Origin of the sequence: Corynebacterium sp. HMSC058E07, assembly GCF_001809885.1 — a bacterium.
Classification (GTDB): Bacteria; Actinomycetota; Actinomycetes; order Mycobacteriales; family Mycobacteriaceae; genus Corynebacterium; species Corynebacterium macclintockiae.
On sequence record NZ_KV799288.1, the window covers coordinates 1 to 781 of the forward strand.

1 protein-coding gene is annotated in these 781 nt (G+C 59.9%); it reads right to left on the reverse strand.

Annotation, left to right across the window (positions count from 1 at the left end; genetic code table 11):
* Nucleotides 1-405: hypothetical protein (locus HMPREF2678_RS09815; RefSeq protein WP_141747095.1), on the reverse strand; the 405-nt coding region annotated here is incomplete at its 3' end.
* Nucleotides 406-781 lie beyond the last annotated feature (376 nt).

The window sequence follows — 781 nt, forward strand, 5'->3', positions numbered from 1 at the left end:
GGATGGGAGGTGGTGGTTGGTGTAGGTGGTGTCTTGGATGCCGCCTTCGGGGGTGATGATGCGCCAGACGTCGCCGGAGGCGGTGGCGCGGTAGACGGTGGGGCGGATGTCGCCGAGGAGGTCGTCGGTCAGCCAGTCGGTGGGGATGGTCCAGTTGGTGGTGGTGTCGCGGTTGGTGGTGCGGCCGCGGCCGGTCAGGCCTGCTTCGTCGAGTCCACCGTTGAGGAGGGCTTGGTAGAGGGGGAGGTGGTGGAGGCGGTCGAGGTAGGTGTCAACGACGCTGTCGCCGAGTTCCAGAGGGTCGCCGGTGAAGTCGCCGGCGGTTTCGATGAGTACGCAGACGGTGCCACCAAGTGGCGCGTCATCGCCGGTGTCGTCGCCCCAGTAGAGGATGTTGGGGACCATACCACCGGTGCCGACTTGGGCGGTGACACGTCCGTGGCCATCGTAGCGGTAGTGATACGCAGCACCATTTCGGCCGGTTGATTGGTTTCCAGGTTGTCGAGGAAGTAGCCGTTGGGCGTGTGCCCTGCTTGTTTTATGACGCCGACTGCCTCCTTGGACATGGTGTCCACGGAAGCGAATAAGGTGGTCACACCGTCGAGTTCTGCGAGGTGGAAGAAACCAGCTATAGGTACGAAGGGTACACTGACAAGCCTAGTCGAATAAAAGGACGGAATATATCCGGAAAAATCCTCGACTTTGGGAACTCAAAGTGGTAAGGAGACTTGCATTAAAGCGAGCTTAGCCGTAGTTCAATTTGATGAGGTGCTGGATTTCC